The sequence below is a fragment of the Kluyvera ascorbata genome (genome assembly GCF_023195735.1).
Lineage (GTDB): Bacteria > Pseudomonadota > Gammaproteobacteria > Enterobacterales > Enterobacteriaceae > Kluyvera > Kluyvera ascorbata.
In genome coordinates, this window is the sequence record NZ_CP096201.1 from 1,237,352 (window position 1) to 1,255,449 (window position 18,098).

The 18,098-nt window shown below is 55.0% G+C and carries 19 protein-coding genes; 13 read left to right on the top strand and 6 right to left on the bottom strand.

Annotated elements, in window-relative coordinates:
• Window positions 1-39: 39 nt before the first annotated feature.
• From MY052_RS05890 to MY052_RS05900, 3 genes are read left to right on the top strand one after another with little or no spacing between them, the layout of a single operon-like run.
• Window positions 40-1,380, top strand: coding sequence for a TolC family outer membrane protein (locus MY052_RS05890; protein ID WP_248538360.1), 1,341 nt, complete (start codon window positions 40-42; stop codon window positions 1,378-1,380).
• 23 nt (window positions 1,381-1,403) lie between these two features.
• Entirely contained in the window at window positions 1,404-3,551 is a 2,148-nt protein-coding gene (locus tag MY052_RS05895; RefSeq protein ID WP_248538361.1) for a type I secretion system permease/ATPase, read from the top strand.
• Window positions 3,548-4,717: a beta-barrel domain-containing protein gene (locus MY052_RS05900; protein ID WP_248538362.1), complete on the top strand. Its 1,170-nt coding sequence runs from the start codon at window positions 3,548-3,550 to the stop codon at window positions 4,715-4,717. Before MY052_RS05895 ends, MY052_RS05900 begins: the two co-directional genes overlap by 4 nt.
• Window positions 4,718-4,761: 44 nt before the next feature.
• On the opposite strand, the gene smpB is transcribed toward MY052_RS05900, so the two are convergent.
• Complete coding sequence (gene smpB / locus MY052_RS05905) at window positions 4,762-5,244, bottom strand: SsrA-binding protein SmpB (protein WP_035894933.1); 483 nt, start codon at window positions 5,242-5,244, stop codon at window positions 4,762-4,764.
• Window positions 5,245-5,395: 151 nt separating this feature from the next.
• On the opposite strand from smpB, the gene MY052_RS05910 reads away from it, so the two are divergent.
• On the top strand, window positions 5,396-5,833 hold the full coding sequence (locus tag MY052_RS05910; RefSeq protein WP_035894934.1) for a type II toxin-antitoxin system RatA family toxin: 438 nt from the start codon (window positions 5,396-5,398) through the stop codon (window positions 5,831-5,833).
• A complete protein-coding gene (locus MY052_RS05915) occupies window positions 5,823-6,107 on the top strand; it encodes an RnfH family protein (RefSeq protein WP_035894935.1) in 285 nt (94 codons plus the stop codon). Before MY052_RS05910 ends, MY052_RS05915 begins: the two co-directional genes overlap by 11 nt.
• Before the next feature lie 189 nt (window positions 6,108-6,296).
• Here MY052_RS05915 and bamE read toward each other — a convergent pair whose 3' ends face one another.
• From bamE to nadK, 3 genes are all read right to left on the bottom strand, one after another.
• Complete coding sequence (bamE, locus tag MY052_RS05920) at window positions 6,297-6,635, bottom strand: outer membrane protein assembly factor BamE (RefSeq protein WP_035894936.1); 339 nt, start codon at window positions 6,633-6,635, stop codon at window positions 6,297-6,299.
• A 148-nt stretch (window positions 6,636-6,783) separates the two neighbouring features.
• Window positions 6,784-8,445, bottom strand: coding sequence for a DNA repair protein RecN (recN, locus tag MY052_RS05925; protein WP_248538363.1), 1,662 nt, complete (start codon window positions 8,443-8,445; stop codon window positions 6,784-6,786).
• Window positions 8,446-8,529: 84 nt separating this feature from the next.
• Window positions 8,530-9,408: an NAD(+) kinase gene (gene nadK, locus MY052_RS05930; protein ID WP_035894938.1), complete on the bottom strand. Its 879-nt coding sequence runs from the start codon at window positions 9,406-9,408 to the stop codon at window positions 8,530-8,532.
• 121 nt (window positions 9,409-9,529) lie between these two features.
• Between nadK and grpE the strand changes: the two genes are divergently transcribed.
• Entirely contained in the window at window positions 9,530-10,123 is a 594-nt protein-coding gene (grpE, locus tag MY052_RS05935; RefSeq protein WP_035894940.1) for a nucleotide exchange factor GrpE, read from the top strand.
• Between the two features lie 43 nt (window positions 10,124-10,166).
• Here grpE and MY052_RS05940 read toward each other — a convergent pair whose 3' ends face one another.
• Together MY052_RS05940 and MY052_RS05945 are read right to left on the bottom strand one after the other, a co-directional pair.
• Entirely contained in the window at window positions 10,167-11,453 is a 1,287-nt protein-coding gene (locus tag MY052_RS05940; RefSeq protein WP_115073779.1) for an HlyC/CorC family transporter, read from the bottom strand.
• 16 nt (window positions 11,454-11,469) lie between these two features.
• Window positions 11,470-12,261 (bottom strand): cytochrome C assembly family protein, encoded by a 792-nt coding sequence (locus MY052_RS05945; RefSeq protein WP_035894943.1) that lies wholly within the window; start codon window positions 12,259-12,261, stop codon window positions 11,470-11,472.
• Window positions 12,262-12,485: 224 nt separating this feature from the next.
• On the opposite strand from MY052_RS05945, the gene ffh reads away from it, so the two are divergent.
• From ffh to MY052_RS05980, 7 genes are all read left to right on the top strand, one after another.
• Window positions 12,486-13,850, top strand: a complete 1,365-nt coding sequence (gene ffh, locus MY052_RS05950) for a signal recognition particle protein (RefSeq protein ID WP_115073781.1) — start codon at window positions 12,486-12,488, stop codon at window positions 13,848-13,850.
• Window positions 13,851-14,073: 223 nt separating this feature from the next.
• Complete coding sequence (gene rpsP, locus MY052_RS05955) at window positions 14,074-14,322, top strand: 30S ribosomal protein S16 (protein WP_202217387.1); 249 nt, start codon at window positions 14,074-14,076, stop codon at window positions 14,320-14,322.
• Window positions 14,323-14,340: 18 nt separating this feature from the next.
• Complete coding sequence (gene rimM, locus MY052_RS05960; protein ID WP_035894946.1) at window positions 14,341-14,889, top strand: ribosome maturation factor RimM; 549 nt, start codon at window positions 14,341-14,343, stop codon at window positions 14,887-14,889.
• A gap of 30 nt (window positions 14,890-14,919) precedes the next feature.
• Window positions 14,920-15,687, top strand: coding sequence for a tRNA (guanosine(37)-N1)-methyltransferase TrmD (gene trmD / locus MY052_RS05965; protein ID WP_035894947.1), 768 nt, complete (start codon window positions 14,920-14,922; stop codon window positions 15,685-15,687).
• A gap of 41 nt (window positions 15,688-15,728) precedes the next feature.
• Window positions 15,729-16,076, top strand: a complete 348-nt coding sequence (rplS, locus tag MY052_RS05970; RefSeq protein ID WP_006687325.1) for a 50S ribosomal protein L19 — start codon at window positions 15,729-15,731, stop codon at window positions 16,074-16,076.
• Between the two features lie 250 nt (window positions 16,077-16,326).
• Window positions 16,327-16,668 carry a DUF2946 domain-containing protein gene (locus tag MY052_RS05975; protein WP_248538903.1) on the top strand — a complete coding sequence of 114 codons (342 nt, stop codon included), beginning with the start codon at window positions 16,327-16,329 and terminating at the stop codon, window positions 16,666-16,668.
• A gap of 55 nt (window positions 16,669-16,723) precedes the next feature.
• Window positions 16,724-18,097, top strand: coding sequence for a PepSY-associated TM helix domain-containing protein (locus tag MY052_RS05980; RefSeq protein WP_248538364.1), 1,374 nt, complete (start codon window positions 16,724-16,726; stop codon window positions 18,095-18,097).
• Window position 18,098 lies beyond the last annotated feature (1 nt).

An 18,098-nucleotide genomic window follows, 5' to 3' on the forward strand; every position in this document is an offset into this window, starting at 1 on the left:
GACTGACAATATCACCACGGGCAATCCTAAGGTGGACAAATGAAAAACGCCGTATGTCTGTTGTTATTAGCTGTGCCCGTTGCGAGTCTGTTGGCGGCACCCGGTGGGGACGCGCAGTATCGCTGGCAGTCCGCGCCGAGTGAACAACTTCAGGCACAGCTCACCATTAAGGAAGCGATCCTCCGTGCTTTTGCCCGCAACCCGAAAATCGCCCAGGCCGCGGCGCAAATTCGCGTGGGGAAAGCCAATCTTGATGAAGCGAAAAGCGCCTGGTTCCCGCAAGTTTCCCTGCAGGGCAATATGGGGCGATCGCACCGTACCGACTCCGCCGGGTCGTTGAATAACAATGGTTCTGGCGGTGTGTTGCTAAAACAGCTGCTGTACGATTTTGGCAAAACGGGCGGCAGTATCGATGAGCAAAATAACCTCTCCGATGCGTGGCGTTTTGACCTTTACAGCACGCTCAATGACGTTGCGACGCAAACGTTGCAGACCTATCTCCAGGTAAAACGTTACCAGGCGCTGGCGCAGGTGGCGCGCGACAACATTCAATCGCTTAACAACATTGAAGAGATGGCCAAACTGCGTGCTCAGGCGGGATTAAGTTCACAGTCCGACGTGCTGCAAGCGCAGTCGCGGATTGCCGGAATGAACGCGACGCAGGCGCAGTATGAAGCACAAATGCATACCGCGCAGGCGGCGCTTAGCGTGCTCACCGGGGTCATGTCAAATTCACTTCCCGATCTGCCAGAAGATCTCATGAAGCAGAAAATCTCCGTAAATGCGCTGCCTTATGAGCGCAATAACGCCGTGCGCAGCGCGCAGTCCAAACAGCTGGCGGCGGAGCAGCGTATTCGCCAGGCGCAGGCGCAGCACTGGCCGACGATCTCGGTACAAGCGGGGCGTACTCGTTACGAAAACGATCAAAGCAACTATTGGGATGACCAGGTGCAGTTGGTGGTTGATGCGCCAATCTATCAGGGCGGCGCGGTCAGCGCCCGCGTAGATGCAGCACAGGGCGATCGGGCGAGCGCTCAGGCGCAGGTTGAAGCCAGCAAGCTGGATATCAACCAGCGTGCCGCCACCGCCTGGGCTGACCTGACCGGTGCGCAGACGCGCCAACAGGCGGGCGAGGCGCAGTCGGTCAGCGCTGAACTGGCACGTCGCGTTTATCGTGATGAATATCGTCTCAGCAAGCGTAGCCTGAACGATCTTCTGAGCGTTGAACAGGATGTGTTTCAGGCAGACAGCGCGTCAATTACTGCCCGCTATGATGGGTGGGACGCCGCCGTTCGCTACGCCGGCGCGGCGGATAATTTGTTGGATATGCTCGGGATTGAGCGCAGTCGTACCGTGGGCGATGACCTGCCCGCACTATAAGCCCTCAAAAGGCAGGAGTGTTTATGCAAGAGCCTGATACCGAAAGCTGGGTTAACGTCATGGTACGTGCGGCGGGGCGTTTTGGTTTACCCGCCGATGCGCCAGCGGTGCGCCAACAGATGCGCTGGTTTGAAAACCTGCCCCTCAATGCCCGGCTCGAGCGATTGAGCGGTTTAATGGGGTTGCAGGTACACCGTGTGCCGCTGGCAAAAATGCGCTGGAGCGCACAGAATCTGCCGGTCATCGTGCAGCTAGAAAGCGGCGAGCTGATGCTGCTGGAAGCGCTGAACGCCGATGGTTTGGTGACCTACTGGCTTAACAACGGCGGCGATCTGGTGCGTGAAGAGTCGCTGGAGACGTTGATTACCCGCATTAACCCCGAAGTGGTGATGCTGGGCATTGCCGTACGCGGGCGAGATTCACGTATTGATGACTTTACCCATCCGTGGGAAGCGCATTGGTTCTGGCGTCACTTCCGCCATACCGGGCGCAAGCTGTCGGAGATTGCGCTGGCCTCTATCGTGGGCAACGTGATGGCGCTGGCGGGGATTTTGTTTTCCATGCAGGTCTACGATCGCGTTATCCCGGCGCAATCTTTCCCCACGCTGTGGGTGCTGTTCTTCGGCGTGCTGCTGGCGGCGGCGCTGGAGTATATGATCCGTCTGGCGCGAACCTATGTGTCTGACATTATGGGCAAACATATCGATCTCGATCTATCGGCAATGTTCTTTGCCCGCGCACTGTCGATAAAAAACGATGCGCGCCCCAAATCCACCGGATCATTTATCTCTCAGCTTCGCGAACTGGATCAGGTGCGTGAATTGTTGACTTCGACCACCGTGGGCGCGGCGATGGATATGCCGTTTGTTCTGCTGTTTTTAGGCATTATTGCGTTGGTCGGCGGCCCGCTGGTGGTGATCCCGCTGATCGCCATTCCGTTGATTGTGATCCCTGGTTTACTGGTGCAGTGGCCGATGGCCAAGCTGGCGAAAGAGGGGATGCGCGAAAGCGCGATCCGCAATGCGGTGCTGGTGGAGTCGATCGAAGGGGTTGAAGACATTAAGGCGCTACAGGCCGAACCCTACTTCCAGCGTCAATGGGAAACAACTCATGCGGTGGGGGCCAGTATTGGCATGAAACAGCGCGTTTGGGGCGCAAGGCTTAGCGGCTGGGCGTCGACCGTCCAGCAGATTACGTATGCCGGTATGCTGGTGTTTGGCTGTTTTTTGGTGATTGATGGCAGTATCACCACCGGTACGCTGGTTGCTTGCAGCATGTTGTCTTCGCGTACGATTGCACCACTGATGCAGCTGACGATGGTCTTTTCCCGCTGGCAGCATGCAAAATCCGCCATGACCGGGCTGGATGAACTGCTGAAAAAGCCGCTGGATAAAGAGGCCGACAAAAAGATGGCGCATTGCCCTGTGCTGGCGGGGCACTATCAAATGCAGCAAATGCAATACAGCTACGATGTGGAAAAAGGCGAACAGGCGCTGAACATCGACGGGCTGGAGATTATGCCCGGTGAGCGAGTGGCCATTTTGGGGAAAACCGGGGCGGGGAAATCGACGCTGCTGCGGCTGCTGTCCGGACAGGTTCAGGCGACAAAAGGAAAAACCATTATTGATGGGGTCGATATGGCGCATGTCGATCCGAACGATGTTCGTCGTCAGGTTGGGTATTTATCGCAGGACTCGCGGCTGTTTTTCGGCACCTTGCGGCAAAACCTGATGCTGGGGCACCCGCATGCCACCGAAGCCGAGCTTATCCAGGCGCTGCGCATCAGTGGCGCGATAAACCTGGTGCAACAGGATGCCGCTAGCCTGGATCGGCTCATTAACGAAGGCGGCCGCGGTTTGTCCGGCGGACAGCGCCAGATGGTACTGCTTAGCCGCCTGATCGTGCGAAATCCGCAAATAGTGCTGTTGGATGAGCCGACCGCCTCCATGGATGAACAGCTGGAAGAGTGGGTGATCCGCCAGTTACACCAGTGGTTGACCGGGCGCACGCTGGTGCTGGTTACCCACCGGCCAGCGCTGCTCAAGCTCGTCGACCGAATTATCGTGCTGGAGAATGGCCGGGTTGTGGCGGACGGTCCGCGCGACGAGCTGCTGAATCAGGCACGGCGTAACAGCAATGTTGCTTCAATTGTTCCGGGCGGTGCGTCATGATCGAAGCCAAAATGCAGGATGAGCTTAATCGGCAAAGTCGTCTTTCTTCATCGGTTATCTGGCTTAGCGTGCTTGGGCTCCTGATCTTCATTCTTTGGGCGCGCTGGGCGATTCTGGACGAGGTGACGGTTGGCACCGGTAAGGTCACCCCTTCCACCCATGCGCAGGTGATTGAAAGCCTTGACGGCGGCATTGTGAGTGAATTGCTGGTGAAAGAGGGTGATATCGTCAATCGCGGGCAAATGCTGGCGCGGCTCGATCAGACTCGCTTCCAGTCTAATTTTGGTGAGGCGGCGGTGCGCGTACGGGCGCTGCGCGCGTCCAGCGAGCGTTTACGTTCTGAACTGACCGGCCAGCCGCTGAAGTTTAGCGCTGAATCACTGAAAGAACCGGCGCTGGTGGCACGTGAGCAGCAGCTGTACGACTCGCGGCGGAGAACGCTCAATCAAACGGTGGCGAATTTGCAAAAATCGCTGCAACTGGTGAATGCTGAAATCAGAATGACCAAGCCGCTGGTGGCGAGAGGCGCAGCCGGTGATGTTGAGGTTATCCGGCTGGAACGACAGGCGGCAGAGCTGCAGGGCAAAATGGATGAAGCGCAAAACCAGTACGCCGTGCGTGCACGCGAAGAACAGGTCAAAAACGATGCGGATCTCGACGCGCAGCTACAGGTGATGGCGGGGAAAGCCGACCAGGTTGAACGTGCGTCGCTATTTTCTCCCGTCCGCGGCGTCGTGAAGGATATTCAGGTCAATACCGTTGGTGGTGTGCTGCAGCCGGGCGGCAAATTGATGGAGATTGTGCCGCTGGAGGACCAGCTTTTGATTGAGTCGCGGATAAACCCGCGCGATATCGCCTACATTCGCCCCGGCCTGCCGGCGACGGTAAAAATCACCGCTTACGACACCTCCATTTATGGTGACCTGAAAGGGACCGTTGAGGTAGTGTCGCCAGATACTTTGCAGGATGAGGTGCGCCGCGATCAGTTTTACTATCGCGTGTATGTTCGCACGCAGCAGGCGGAGCTGGTGAATAAGCAGGGTAAACGGTTCCCGATAATGCCGGGGATGGTCGCTAACGTGGAGATCAAAACGGGGCAGAAATCGGTGCTCGATTATCTGATTAAACCGTTGAACAAAATGAAGGAAGCGCTGAGGGAACGGTAAGTTGTGAAGCACTTGCCTGCGATGGCAGGCAAGTGCGGGTATTATTAACGCCCGGCGTGTTTCATAATGCGGGCTTTATCCAACTGCCATTCGCGATCTTTGAGATCGGAACGTTTATCGTGCTGTTTCTTACCTTTCGCAACGCCGATTTTTACCTTACACCAGGCGTTCTTCCAGTACAGCGATAGCGCGACGACGGTGTAACCTTCGCGGTTGATACGCCCGAACAGGGAGTCCAGTTCGCGCTGGTTGAGCAGCAGTTTACGGGTGCGTGTCGGATCGCAAACGTAGTGCGTTGATGCTACGGCCATCGGGGTGAAGTTCGCGCCAAATAGGAAGGCTTCGCCATCTTTCAGGATAACGTAGCTATCACCAATGTTGGCTTTACCTGCGCGCAGGGATTTCACTTCCCAACCCTGGAGGGCAAGGCCCGCTTCAAATTCTTCTTCGATAAAGTATTCGTGGCGGGCGCGTTTATTCAGCGCAATCGTGGCTGATCCAGGTTTGTGTGCTTTTTTCTTTGTCATAATGTCCTGAACTTATCGCTTATCTCAATAACACTGCCTCAAGCTCCCGCGAGGCGCAATGGGTTATCTTAGCACGATATAGCCCGCCTCCGTTTTTTTTAGCAGTAGATAAATGATACTATTTACGCCGTGTTCGTGAATGGAAATTGCTATGCCTCAGATTAGCCGTACTGCGCTGGTTCCCTACAGCGCGGAGCAAATGTATCAACTGGTGAATGATGTGAATGCCTATCCGGATTTTATCCCCGGTTGTACAGGCAGCCGTGTTCTGGAGTCCGGCCCGACGCAAATGACGGCGGCGGTGGATGTCTCTAAGGCAGGTATCAGTAAGACCTTTACCACGAGAAATACGTTAACCAGCAACCAGAGCATCCTCATGCATCTGGTCGATGGGCCGTTTAAAAAACTGATTGGTGGCTGGAAGTTTACGCCGCTGAGCCAGGACGCCTGCAAGATTGAGTTCCAGCTTGATTTTGAGTTTACCAATAAGCTCATTGAGCTAGCGTTTGGTCGCATCTTTAAAGAGCTGGCGCTGAATATGGTGCAGGCGTTCACGATGCGCGCTCGCGAGGTGTACAGTGTCGGGTAAAATCGCCGTGGAAGTGGCGTATGCGCTGCCGCAAAAGCAGTACTTGCAGCGTGTGACGTTAGACGAAGGCGCGACGATAGAGCAGGCGATTCAGGCCAGCGGCCTGCTGACCCTGCGAGATGACATTGACCTCGCTAAAAACAAGGTCGGTATCTACAGCCGTCCGGCTAAGCTCGACGATGTGGTTCATGACGGTGACCGGGTCGAGATTTATCGCCCGCTGATTGCTGACCCGAAAGAACTGCGCCGCCAGCGCGCCCAGCAAAAGAGCTGACCATTCTGTAGCCCGGACGAGGTGCGATAGCACCGACTCCGGGGTTTCCCGGCGTCACTACGTTCGACCGGGCTACACGTTGTAGGCCGGATAAGGCGAAGCTGCCATCCGGCAAACCGTTCGGATCGCAGACATAAAAAAAGCGCTCAATGAGCGCTTTTTTTGCATTTGTGACACACCGCCGCTGATTTATTTGGTCAGCGCTGGCTTGTTGTCGATGTTAGTCAGTACGCCGCTGCTGTTGAAGGTCAGGGTCAGCGTCTGCTGAGTGACGGACTCATGCCCTGGCTGCTGACGGAAAACGTAGAACCAGGTGTTGGTGCCGAACGGGTCGGTCATCATCGGGGTACCTAAGGTATAGGCAACCTGTTGTTGCGTCATGCCAACACGGATTTTGGCAACGTCGTTAGGTACCAGGTAGTTCCCCTGACTAATATCAGGACGGTAAACCACTCGCTCCAGAGTGGAACAGCCTGCAGTCATCATCAGAAGAACCGCTGCGGCAGCAGTCAGCGTTTTACAGCGCATAGTGATTTGATTCCTTTTCGGGCCCGAGCAGTACGCGGCTCATATGTAATGTGCCGATGATAATAGACCTGAGGTAAGTTGGAAACCTTTGATATCAGGTCTTACGGCGTTTTTATTGTGAACTCAGACTCTAAGAAACCAAAAAAGTTTATGCGGCCAGCAACTCTTTCGCGTTTGCCAGCGTATTCCGCGTGACTTCGCTACCGCCGAGAAGGCGCGCCAGCTCCTGCAGACGGGCGCGTTTATCCAGCGGCTGCATGTGCGTTTCCGTCATTGCGCCGTCGGTCTCTTTGCTGACGTAGAAATGGTGGTGACCACAGCCAGCCACCTGCGGCAGGTGCGTTACGCACATCACCTGAGTGGATTCACCCAACTGGCGCAGCAGTTTACCCACCACCGCCGCCGTTGGGCCACTGATACCCACGTCGACTTCATCGAAGATAAGCGCCGGGGTTTCCATTTTACGTGCAGTGATCACCTGAATAGCTAACGCTATACGCGACAGCTCACCGCCGGATGCCACTTTGGCAATCGCCTGCAGCGGCTGACCGGGGTTAGTGGTCACGCGGAATTCAATGCGGTCTGCACCTTCGGCGGTCAGGTGCTGCTCTTCAAAGCGAACGTCGATATCAAACAGGCCGTGCGGCATAGAGAGCATGTGCATGCTGTCGGTAATCAGCTGTGAAAGCTCCTGAGCGCTTGCCTGACGCTGTGCATGCAGCTGGCGTGCCGTTTCCATTGCCATCTGGTGATGACGCGATACCGCGTGTTTCAGCGTCTCTAGTGAGTCGCTCTGGTCGTCGAGTAGCTGCTGTTCGTCCAGAAGAGATTGATAGTACTCCGGTAGCGCTTCCGGTGAGATTTGGTGCTTACGCGCCAGCGAGATCTGTTTGGACAGGCGCTGCTCCAGCTCGAACAGGCGATTAGGGTCGAGGTCCAGGCGGTCGCAGTAGTGGCGCAGCTCGTCGCTGGCTTCGCTCAACTGAATGGCCGCTTCCTCCAGCATGTCCAACACGCCAGACAGTTTGCCGTCCATGCTCACCAGTTCGTCCGCCAGCTGACGGGCGGTGTAGAGCTGGCTTTGCAGGTTGACGTCCTCACCATCGGCAAGGATTGTCAGCGCATGCTGGCTGGTGGAGATAAGCTGCCCGCTGTTGGCAAGGCGCTTGTACTCTTCGTCAATTTGTTCGTATTCGCCCGGACGTGGGTTGAACTCGATAAGCTCTTTTAGCTGATACTGCAGCAGCTCTGCGCGGGCGGCGCGCTCCTGGCTTTGCTGCTGATGGGTTGCGAGATCGCGGCAGCTTTGGTTCCACAGGCGGTAGTGTTCGGCCATTTGACGAACGAGAACAGATTCGCCGACGTAAGCATCAAGCAGGGTTTTCTGATGTTCAGGTTTAACCAACTGCTGATGTGCATGCTGGCCGTGGATCTGGATAAGCAACTGACCCAGCTCGCGCAGCTGAGAGAGTGGTACCGCTGTGCCGTTGATAAAGCCACGGGAGCGGCCGTCGCTGCTGATAACGCGGCGCAGCAGGCATTCGCGGCCGTCTTCCAGTTGGTTCTCTTCGAGCCAGCGCAGGGCTGCAGGGGTGTCTTTGAGTGCAAAGCGGGCGCAGAGGTCGGCGCGGCTGGCACCAGCACGGACCATATCGGCTTCGGCGCGGCCACCCAGGCATAGGCCGAGGGCATCGATTGCAATTGATTTACCGGCACCGGTTTCGCCGGTGATGGCCGTCATGCCGCTGTTGAAGTCGATTTCAAGTTCACGAACGATGGCAAAATTGCTGATGGTCAGTTGTGCTAACATAGCCGCTTCCTGTATGAAAACCCATAACTGTGTTTTCATACAGTATAAACTGGATTTTTATCCAGTAAAGAGGCGGCGATTAAATTAGAACAATTTTTTTGACCAGCCGAGCTTGGTGCTTAATGTGTTGAAATAACTGTAGTCTTTTGGGTGAATCAGATTGAGGTGGTAGTCGCTGCGGCGAATTAACACGTCTTCACCTTCCTGAATCGGCAGGGCTATCTGGCTGTCGCAGCTGATTTCAAGGTCGCTACGGCGGTGTGAGAAGCGCAGACGAATGGTGCTGTTGCTGTTAATCACCAGCGGGCGCGCCGACAGCGTGTGCGGGAACATCGGCACCAGGGTGATGGCATCCAGCGAAGGCGTCAGGATTGGGCCGCCCGCCGAGAGCGAGTAGGCCGTTGAGCCGGTTGGGGTAGAAATAATCAGCCCGTCTGAGCGCTGGGAGAACGCAAAGGTCTCGTCGATATAGACTTCAAACTCAATCATATGCGCGACTTTACCCGGGTGCAGCACCACTTCGTTGATGGCGGTGCTGATGCGCTTCTGGCAGTTTTGCTGACAGACCTGCGCTTCCAGCAGGAAACGTTTTTCAGCAATAAAGTTACCGTCCAGCACATCGGCTAATTGCTGGTGCGCGTTGTCCGGGTCAAGGTCGGTAAGAAAACCGAGATTGCCGCGGTTAATGCCGATTACGCTGATGTCGTAACGGGCAAGGGTGCGCGCCGCGCCGAGCATATTGCCGTCGCCGCCGACCACTACCGCCAGGTCCGCCTTCTGGCCAATTTCCGCCAGCGTGCCGGTCTGGACGTTGTCCAGCTTGAGTTCTTTGGCTATTTGACGCTCAACAATGACATCGTAGCCCTTGGTGCACAGCCAACGATAGAGCATTTCATGTGTCGTCAGGGCCGTCGGGTGACGGGGATGTCCTACAATACCGATACACTTGAAATGATTGTTCATTTTCTGAATGTCCTTGTGCCGAAGATGGGTGACAATGTGACAGCTTCCCTTGAAACCCGGAATCTGATCCCCATAATAAGCGAAGTTAGCGAGATGATTGCGAAAAAACGCGGAGAAATTCATGAGTAGTAAAGAACAGAAAACGCCTGAGGGGCAATCCCCGGAAGAAATTATCATGGAACAGCACGAAGAAGTTGAGGCGGTTGAACCAAACGCTTCTGCTGAACAGGTGGATCCGCGCGACGAAAAAATTGCGAACCTCGAATCGCAGTTAGCGGAAGCTGAAACCCGCGAACGCGAAAGCGTCCTGCGCGTGAAGGCTGAAATGGAAAACCTGCGTCGCCGTACCGAAATCGATGTTGAGAAGGCGCACAAGTTCGCGCTGGAAAAATTCGTCAACGAACTGCTGCCGGTGCTGGATAGCCTGGACCGTGCGTTGGAAGTGGCGAACAAAGACAACGAAGAGATGGCGCCGATGATCGAAGGTATCGAACTGACCCGTAAGTCGATGCTGGACGTGGTGGCGAAGTTTGGCGTGCAGGTTGTGGCGGACATCAACGTCCCAATGGACCCGAACGTACACCAGGCCATTGCGATGGTTGAGTCCGAAGACGTCGCGGCTGGCAACGTGCTGATGGTGATGCAGAAGGGTTATACCCTGAACGGTCGTACCATTCGCGCGGCGATGGTTTCCGTCGCGAAAGCGAAGGCATAATCTTCGCTTTTCCCTCTCCCCAGGCAGGGAGAGGGAATATTCTTTAATCCTTCACGCTTTCCCGAAGCGGCTTCACCGGATTCACCTGCACCTGCTTAATCACGTTATCCTGTACGTCGAGAATATCGATATCGTACTGGGCAATGCGCACGCGTGTGCCAGCGGCCGGGATCTCTTCTAACGCTTCCACAATCATGCCGTTAATGGTGCGTGCTTCGTCTTCCGGCAGGTGCCAGTTGAAGGCTTTATTTAATTCGCGCACGTTCGCGCCGCCGTCAATAATCACCGAGCCGTCGTTTTGTGGGTTGACCTCTTCGGCCAGCGAGGGAGACATTGACGTCGTAAAATCACCCACGATCTCTTCCAGAATATCTTCGACCGTTACCAGCCCCTGAATATCACCGTACTCATCGACCACCAGGCCGACTTTCTTCTTGTTACGCTGGAATTTCACCAGCTGCGTGCTGAGCGGGGTACCTTCCGGGACGAAGTAAATCTCATCGGCGGCGCGCAGCATCACTTCTTTGGTGAACTCCTTTTTCTCGGTCATCAGGCGGTAGGCTTCGCGGAGGCGGAGCATGCTGATGGCGTCATCCAGCGAGTCACGGTACAGCACGATGCGGCCATGCGGTGAGTGGGTGAGCTGGCGAACTATCGACTTCCAGTCGTCGTTGATGTTGATACCGACGATTTCATTGCGCGGCACCATGATGTCATCGACGCTCACTTTTTCGAGGTCCAGCACCGACAGCAGCATGTCCTGGTTGCGTCGTGAAATCTGCGAGCGGGATTCGTTCACGATGGTGCGCAGCTCGTCTTTGCTCAGCGCGCTGCTGATGGTGATGTCGGTTTTAATGCCCATCATGCGCATCAGAATGCGGGTAATCAGGTTCAGGAACCAGACCAGCGGCATCATCAGAATTTGCAGCGGTGCCAGCAGGAAGCTGCTTGGGTAGGCCACTTTTTCCGGGTAGAGCGCGGCAATGGTTTTTGGCAGCACTTCCGCGAATACCAGCACCACGAAGGTCAGCACCCCGGTGGCGATGGCAACGCCCAGGTCGCCGTACAGGCGCATGCCGACGATGGTGCCCAGCGCTGAGGCCAGAATGTTGACGAGGTTGTTGCCAATCAGCACCAGGCTGATGAGGCGGTCAGGTTTTTGCAGCAGTTTTTCGACGCGGCGCGCCGGTTTATTGCCCTGTTTTGCCAGATGACGGAGCCGATAGCGGTTCAGCGTCATCATGCCGGTTTCAGAGCCTGAGAAATAGGCAGAGATGACCACCATGATGATCAGCGTAACGATCAGCGTGGTGGTTGAGATATGTTCCAAGTGAATTCCTTAGTACTTAGCCCACAAATTGTTGAATGACACGGCTACCGAAGTAGGCGAGCGTCAGGATGCCGGCGCCGGCAACGTTAAACCAGACGACTCGACGACCGCGCCACCCTTCATGGTAGTGGCCCCATAACAAGACGATATAGACGAACCAGGCGATGATGGAAAGGACGGCCTTGTCGATATTTTCCATGCTGAAGAGGTTATGCATGTAAAACAGGCCGGTACAAAGCGTCAGCGTAAGCAGCACGACGCCAACCTGGGTGATGTGAAACATTTTGCGTTCAATGACCATCAGCGGCGGCATTTCATGGCTAAATGCCAGCTTCTTATTTTTCAGCTGATAGTCAATCCACGCTAATTGCAACGCATAGAGCGCAGCGATAATCAGCGTGGCGTAGGAGAACAACGATAGCCCGATATGCACCATCATTCCCGGTGTGGCTTCCAGGTGAGTAATAAACTCGTTGGGCATAAAGGTGGCGAAGGCGAGGTTTATCAGCGCGAAAGCGTAGACGATAGGCAGCAGCAGCCAGCCACGGTTTCGCGAGGCGACGATGGTCATTACCGTACAGATCATCAGGCTCACCAGCGAGCCGACGTTCAACAGGCTGAGATTCTGCCCGCTTTCACCGCCCGGCAGAATACGGGCTTCCAGCGCAAACGCATGGCACACCAGCGCAACGGTGGCAGAAAAAATCGCCATACGCCGCCAGCCGCTGTTTTTTTGCAGCAGGCCGGGAATGATCAGCGCCAGGCTGATGGAGTAGGCAACAAGCGCGAGCAGGGCAAAAACAGGCATAAAGTGTCGGCAGTCGTCAAATAGAAGAAAGAGATGCAGTATATACGCAAAATCATTCGAGTTGTATCAAGGCGCAGATCCTGCGTGAAGGATGATGTGAATGGCGTAACGTGATACAGCGCTAACCGCAGCATCACAACTCCCCCGGTGTCGTGTTATACTCCGGCAAATTTTCGTTTTTTTGTCGCGCTAGCGACTCACGTTTCCACCCCAGGCGAGAGACAATGTTTGATAATTTAACCGATCGTTTGTCGCGCACGCTGCGCAATATCAGTGGCCGTGGACGCCTTACTGAAGACAACGTAAAAGAGACGCTGCGCGAAGTGCGCATGGCGCTGCTGGAGGCTGACGTTGCGCTGCCGGTAGTGCGTGATTTTATCAATCGCGTAAAAGAAAAAGCGGTTGGTCACGAAGTTAACAAGAGCCTGACCCCGGGTCAGGAGTTCGTCAAAATCGTTCGTAGCGAACTGGTTTCGGCGATGGGCGAAGAGAACGAGACGCTCAACCTGGCGGCACAACCACCGGCCGTAGTGCTGATGGCGGGCCTGCAGGGTGCGGGTAAAACGACTAGCGTCGGTAAGCTGGGTAAATTCCTGCGCGAGAAGCACAAGAAGAAAGTGCTGGTCGTTTCTGCCGACGTTTATCGCCCGGCGGCGATCAAACAGCTGGAAACCCTGGCTGAGCAGGTTGGCGTGGACTTCTTCCCGTCTGACGTTGGCCAGAAGCCTATCGATATCGTTAACGCGGCGCTGAAAGAAGCGAAGCTGAAATTCTACGACGTGCTGCTGGTGGATACCGCCGGTCGTCTGCACGTTGACGAAGCGATGATGGACGAAATCAAACAGGTTCACGCGGCGATTAAGCCGGTTGAAACCCTGTTTGTGGTCGATGCCATGACCGGCCAGGATGCGGCGAATACCGCCAAAGCCTTTAACGAAGCGCTGCCGCTGACCGGCGTGGTGCTGACCAAGGTCGACGGTGATGCGCGCGGCGGTGCGGCGCTCTCTATTCGTCACATTACCGGTAAGCCAATTAAATTCCTCGGCGTCGGCGAGAAAACCGAAGCGCTGGAGCCGTTCCATCCCGATCGTATCGCTTCCCGTATCCTCGGTATGGGCGACGTGCTGTCGCTTATCGAAGATATCGAAAGCAAGGTCGACCGTGCGCAGGCTGAGAAGCTGGCGACTAAGCTGAAGAAGGGCGACGGTTTCGACCTGAACGACTTCTTAGAGCAGCTCAAGCAGATGAAAAACATGGGCGGCATGGCAAGCCTGATGGGCAAGCTGCCGGGCATGGGTCAGATCCCTGATAACGTCAAATCTCAGATGGATGACAAAGTGCTGGTGCGTATGGAGGCTATCATCAACTCGATGACGCTGAAAGAACGCGCGAAGCCTGAAATCATCAAGGGCTCCCGCAAGCGTCGTATCGCCCAGGGCTGCGGCCTGCAGGTGCAGGACGTGAACCGTCTGCTGAAGCAGTTTGACGACATGCAGCGCATGATGAAGAAGATGAAGTCGAAAGGCGGCATGATGAAAATGATGCGCGGCATGAAAGGTATGATGCCGCCAGGATTCCCTGGCCGTTAATCCCTCTTTGGAAGTGCGCTGACCAAAGGGTCGCGCACTTCTATACTGACAAATACGTCTACTTCACGCTGCCTATTACGATAACGCCCTGGTTATCGTGCGGTAAAAGGCAGATGTTGATTGCAATTCCCCCAAAAATGAGTAAAATTTTCGGGCTTTTAATATGACACCGGGCCCCCTCCCTCGATGGGGCCCGGTTGTTCTATTCACACAAGAGGATGTTATGGTAACTATTCGTTTAGCACGTCACGGCGCTAAAAAGCGTCCGTTCTACCAGGTTGTTGTTACTGACAGCCGTAACGCACGTAACGGTCGCTTCATCGAGCGCGTTGGTTTCTTCAACCCAATCGCTTCTGCGACTGAAGAAAGCACCCGTCTGGACCTGGATCGCATCGAGCACTGGGTTGGCCAGGGCGCAACTATCTCTGATCGCGTATCTGCGCTGATCAAAGAAGCTAAGAAAGCAGCTTAATCTGTCACGGTGGTCATGATGAGCAAGCAACACACCGCACAAGCACCTGTTGATCCGATCGTATTGGGGAAAATGGGTTCTTCCTACGGTATCCGTGGTTGGCTCAGAGTGTTTTCCTCCACCGAAGACGCCGAAAGCATTTTTGACTATCAGCCCTGGTTAATCCAGAAGGCGGGTCAGTGGCAGACCGTTGAGCTGGAAAGCTGGCGCTACCACAATCAGGATATCGTCATTAAGCTGAAAGGCGTTGACGATCGCGATGCCGCGAATCTGCTGACGAACTGCGAAATTATCGTGGATTCTTCGCAGCTGCCGGCGCTGGAAGATGGAAGCTATTACTGGAAAGACCTGATGGGCTGCCAGGTAGTAACCACTGAAGGCTACGGTCTCGGTAAAGTCATCGATATGATGGAAACCGGGTCGAATGACGTTCTCGTCATTAAGGCAAACCTGAAAGATGCATTTGGCATCAAGGAGCGGTTGGTTCCGTTCCTCGATGGGCAGGTTATCAAGAAAGTCGATCTCGCTACTCGTACTATCGAAGTAGATTGGGATCCTGGTTTTTAAACCACCGGATAAACGGTAAAAGACGGCGCTATGTGGATTGGCATAATTAGCCTGTTTCCTGAAATGTTCCGCGCAATTACCGATTACGGGGTAACTGGCCGGGCAGTTAAAAATGGCCTGCTGAACATCCAAAGCTGGAGTCCACGCGACTTCACGCATGACCGGCACCGTACCGTGGACGATCGTCCTTACGGCGGCGGACCGGGGATGTTAATGATGGTGCAACCTTTACGGGACGCCATTCATGCAGCAAAAGCCGCGGCAGGTGAAGGCGCGAAGGTGATTTATCTGTCACCTCAGGGACGCAAGCTTGATCAAGCGGGCGTCAGCGAACTGGCCACGAATCAAAAGCTGATTCTGGTATGTGGTCGCTACGAAGGCATAGATGAGCGCGTGATTCAGACCGAGATTGACGAAGAATGGTCTATCGGCGATTACGTTCTCAGCGGTGGTGAGTTACCGGCAATGACGCTGATCGACTCCGTTTCCCGGTTTATTCCGGGTGTACTGGGTCATGAGGCTTCAGCATTCGAAGATTCGTTTGCTGATGGATTGCTGGACTGCCCACACTATACTCGCCCTGAAGTGTTAGAAGGGATGGAGGTACCGCCAGTTCTGCTGTCGGGAAACCATGCTGAGATACGTCGCTGGCGTTTGAAACAGTCGCTGGGCCGCTCCTGGCTTAGAAGACCTGAACTTCTGGAAAACCTGGCTCTGACTGAAGAGCAAGCAAGGTTGCTGGCGGAGTTCAAACAGGAACACGCACAACAGCAACATAAACATGATGGGCTGGTCTGAGACCCCCAAATATCAGTTTACCCAGGATAAGAGATTAAATTATGAGCAACATTATTAAGCAACTTGAACAAGAACAGATGAAGCAGGACGTACCTTCCTTCCGTCCGGGTGATACCGTGGAAGTGAAAGTATGGGTTGTTGAAGGTTCCAAAAAACGTCTGCAGGCATTTGAGGGCGTGGTTATCGCTATTCGTAGCCGCGGTCTGCACTCTGCATTCACTGTTCGTAAAATTTCCAACGGCGAAGGCGTTGAGCGTGTCTTCCAGACTCACTCTCCAGTTGTTGACAGCATTGCTGTTAAACGTCGTGGTGCTGTACGTAAAGCTAAACTGTACTACCTGCGTGAGCGCACTGGTAAGTCTGCTCGTATCAAAGAGCGTCTTAACTAAGATTCGCGCAAGCGACATCCTGTTAAAGAGGGCTGGCCGAAAGGCTGGCCCTTTTTTATATACGCGGCCCTAACCATAGGACTGCGTAACGCTAACGGTTTAAAAATCCTCCATAAAATGGCACCTCTCGTTAACAGTTATTAGCTAAATCATTTACAATGCCTGCTCGTATCAGGAGAGTCGAGTGAGCAGAAAAGCCTTCAATCTATCAGCCCTTAAACAGCGAGCCGCCTGGCTTGCGCTGTTTGCTATGGCGCTGATTATTGTGGCACCGCTTATCTCGGTTTCGTTGCAGCAATCGCCGATGAGCGCGATGCCGGGTATGCATCATGAAATGAGCATGCCTATGCCGATGTCCGCACATCACTCTGCGCCGGACAGTATGCCTATCGATCACGGTGAGGCCTGCGGCTACTGCGTGCTCCTCACCCATGTTCCGGGACTGATTCTGGCCCTGTGCGTTCTGCTAAGCGCACTGATGCTTCGCGTGGCTACTGCACCTTTCCCGCCGCTGGTTTTCCACTGGCGTGAATTCCCCTGGCTGTTCCCCGAAACTCGCGCGCCGCCGGTGCCGTCTGCTTTACCTGCTTAATAACGATAACTAGCGCTTTAGCGTTACATCGCTCTTATTTGCTTAAAGGAAGAGTATGACAACCTGCACCTCGCGGGCGGCATGGGTGCACCTGCTGCGCCGCCTGCACTTTTTTATCGGCCTGTTTGTCGGGCCCTTTATTTTCATCGCGGCCCTTACCGGCACGCTGTATGTCGCAACCCCTCAACTGGAGAACTTGCTTTATCGCCAGGCGTTACAGGGGGAGATGACCGGTGAGCGGCATCCGCTCGTGGAACAGATTGCCGTGGCCAAGCGTACATTGGAAACGCCGCTGCGCCTGAGCGCGGTACGGCCTGCGTTGGAGGCGGGGGAGACGACGCGAATCATGTTCGACGACCCCGAACTCGCGCCTTCTGAGAACCGCGCTATCTTTATCGACCCCGTCACCCTTGCGGTAAAAGGTGATATGACGGTCTATGGCACCAGCGGAATCTTACCGCTGCGCCAGTGGATTGATTATGCCCACCGTTCGCTGCTACTGGGGGATATCGGGCGCTTGTACAGCGAACTGGCAGCATCGTGGATGTGGGTTGCTGCATTGGGAGGGATCGTGCTGTGGGCCTTTACCCGACCAAAACGACGCATCAAAAATCGTGTACAGAACACCCGCCGCATTCACGTTACGCTTGGCTGGTGCCTACTGGCCGGCATGTTGCTGTTTTCGGCGACCGGTTTAACCTGGTCCCAATGGGCGGGTGGTAACGTCGATAAGCTGCGTGCCACTTTTGGTTGGCTGACTCCACAGGTGAATACGCAGCTGCACGGTAGCAAAGCGATGGTGATGGACCCACATGCCGAGCATCATACACAACATCAGGGAATGGTGATGAATGAGCCGCCGGTAGCCCTGGATCGAATTGATGCGATCCTCCTGGCGGCACAGCGAAGCGGTATTGATGCAACGCATCTGGAGATCCGTCCACCGCGTAGCGTGGATCGCACCTGGACGGTGACGGAAATCGATCGCCGCTGGCCGACACAGGTTGATGCGGTAGCTATCGATCCTGGCTCACTGGCCATTCTCGACTATACCCGGTTCGCCGATTTCCCGTTGATGGCGAAGCTTACCCGCTGGGGCGTAGATTTCCACATGGGTGTACTGTTCGGCCTGCCCAACCAGCTACTGCTGATCGCCTTTGGTCTTGCGCTCTGTGTCGCGATCGTCATGGGCTATCGGCTGTGGTGGATAAAACGTCCGGCTCAAGCGCAGATAAGCCCGTTACAGACCTTGTCGCATAGCTGGTTGGCATTGTCGTTACCCGCAAGATTGGTGACGCTGGCGCTCGCCGTGGCTTGCGGATTATCACTGCCGGTGATGGGAGTGAGTCTGGCGTTGTTTATTCTGTTTGACTGGCTGCGCTGGCGAGCGGCGTTACGCATGCCTCTCGCCGAATCGTCCACCAAATAAT